Below are 2,436 nucleotides of genomic sequence, written 5' to 3' on the forward strand. Positions count from 1 at the left end.
ACACTTAACATCGCTCGAACCGCATTCCAAAACAAATTGGCGAATCAGGCAGTACGGCGAAGTAAATGCGGTCCGAATGCATATCACCGCTGCTTAAAACTCGCAGCATCCACCCTGTCGCGAAATATCAAGCAAAGAACGGACAGAAATCAAAATGTCAGGCAATTCCGTTAGAGGATAAAGGTGTTTTGCGCTTATCGCTAATGGTGTGAGTGTCTATATGCTCACTCGCAACCCGCCCCGCATTTTCTTGGACCCGATCTAGCAATGCAGCCAACGTGTCGCGCTCGGCGGTGCTAAGTCCCTGTAATAACTCCCCCTCCAACTGCTGCGCGTAGGGCACAACCTCGTGGTACAGCTTGCGACCTGAAGCACTCAATCTAAGAGAAACCCGGCGGCGGTCGATTGTGTCCTCACGTCGGAGCACGAGACCCCTGTTGTATAACTCGTTGACAGCGCGTGTTACCTGGACCACATCCATCGCCGTCTTTGCAGCAACATCCTTAGCGGCCAGAGGCGCAAATTCAGCGAGCACAGTAATAATGCGCCATCCTGGAACAGATATGCCCCAGCGCGAGTGATAAACCTGATGCAGGCAAAGGCTTACCTCGTTTGCAATCCATGAGAACCGATAGGGAAACCACCGGTTAAGCTCCAGATAGAACTCTTCTTCGATATTCGGGTCGGATAAAGCTGGTTTTGAGTTCACAGTCCGATCGTAGCAAGTGGTGAGTAGCGATTAAGCGCGATGAGTGCGATAGCAAGCGTTGTACGAAGCGTACTATCGCCCCACTTTTGAGCAGGTCCAAGTGCCTGATTCTCGAAATAGCTAGAATTGTAGACCCAATCGCACTGTCGCAGTCCCCCTCGCTCTCATGAAAATGACGATGTTGAGCCTGGCAGGTAATCCTTCACAGTATTTCATCAAAATGTCAGCATGTTGACCAGAAACATTACAAAAGCGTTGACTCCGAAGAACCGGAAAATGTCAAGGATATCTCGGGAACCCGATGAGGCCGCCATTCGACCTAGAACCGGTACGCTCAGCAGCAATGGCTCTCCCTAGAATACGTCCATTTGCCGCTAAGCAGTGGGCAAACGCCCTCCCGCCCGTCCGCTATCAAGAGGCGTGCAAAATTGTCGAACCGCTTGCGTTGCAGAAATCCGGTTGCTGATGTATAGCAGGCCGTTGAAATACCTCGTTGAACGGTCATCCGGGACATGGGCGCACACGTTGAACCGATCTTATCAATGAGAGCGAGATAGAACGGATGCGCGGACCAGATGGTTTTACGAGTCGATGTTCACTGTGATGAAGCTGGATGACTTCGTGCCGAAGGACACTACACGTTGCGTCCAATTCGCAACTGGCTCAATGACGCTTAAGCCTATGGGCGACGTTTTCACACGGATGTATGAAGCTGATGTGAAAGGAGGTCGGCCGAGCCTCGCGCCGAAGAAACTGGTGCGAGCATTTTTGCTGCTGGTGCTGTACTCAATTCGTAGCGAGCGCATGGTGACGGAACAGATTTCGTACAATACGCTGTTCCGCTGGTTCTTTGGCCTGCCGATGGACGGTCACTGTCTGGGACCACTTAACGTTCAGCAAGAACCGAGATCGGTTGCTTGAACACGACGTACTGGTGTTGCTCTTCAACGAGACAGTGGAGAGGGCGCGCGAGCGCGGGTATCTTTTCGGGGAACACTTTAGCGTTGACGGCACGTTGTGATTCAGGCATGAGCCGGGCACAAGAGCTTTGTGCCCAAGGCGAGCCCAGACGAAGGCGACACGCCTTTTGACGAACCTCCTGCGCCCAATGACAACTGGCATGGCCAGAAGCGCAGTAACGAAACACTAATCCACGATCGACGAGCACGCAGGCTTGTTTCGCAAGAGCAAAGGAACAGGCGCGATGCTCTGTTATACGGGTCTTGTTCTGACCGACAACCGGCACGGACTGGTGGTCAACGCGCAGGTGACGTTGGCGACGGGCACCGCCGAGCGCGACGCGGCCGGGCAGATGCTTGCAGATGTGGCTGGTGTTGCGAGTCGCGCCATAGCGGTCGGCGCAGATAAGAACTACGACACCGCCGGCTTCGTTGCTGGTTGTCGCGCGAATCGTGTCGCGCCGCATGTGGCGCAAAACGACGGGCGTCCGGGCGGTTCGGCAATTGACGAGCAAACTACGCGTTGGCCGGTGTCACGGACCGGCGTAATCGGGCCATTTCATGATCGGCGTAATTGAGCCACCAGATGATCGCCGTAATCGGGCCAGTGAATGATCGGCATGTTCAGGCCACTCGATGATCGGCGTATAAAGCCACCTCAGGATCGGCGTAATCGAGCCACTTTGCTCGCTCGTTGTCTTGTGTCGGTGTAGGCCGAAACGCGTTTCGAATTTCCGTAACTGGCTATCTTCGGAGTTTTTGCCCCGG

At 54.1% G+C, this 2,436-nt stretch carries 2 protein-coding genes and 1 pseudogene; 1 reads left to right on the forward strand and 2 read right to left on the reverse strand.

Annotated elements, in window-relative coordinates; genetic code table 11:
* Positions 1-157 precede the first annotated feature (157 nt).
* Complete coding sequence (locus tag ACFFAR_RS30845) at positions 158-709, reverse strand: MarR family transcriptional regulator (RefSeq protein WP_174365523.1); 552 nt, start codon at positions 707-709, stop codon at positions 158-160.
* A 562-nt stretch (positions 710-1,271) separates the two neighbouring features.
* Here ACFFAR_RS30845 and ACFFAR_RS30850 point away from each other — a divergent pair.
* Positions 1,272-2,195, forward strand: a pseudogene (locus tag ACFFAR_RS30850) (IS5 family transposase); the annotation flags it as partial.
* A gap of 6 nt (positions 2,196-2,201) precedes the next feature.
* Here ACFFAR_RS30850 and ACFFAR_RS30855 read toward each other — a convergent pair.
* The coding region (locus ACFFAR_RS30855) for a hypothetical protein (RefSeq protein ID WP_375509188.1) at positions 2,202-2,436 on the reverse strand (235 nt) is incomplete at its 5' end.

This window comes from uncultured Caballeronia sp., from assembly GCF_964243625.1.
Taxonomy (GTDB): Bacteria; Pseudomonadota; Gammaproteobacteria; order Burkholderiales; family Burkholderiaceae; genus Caballeronia.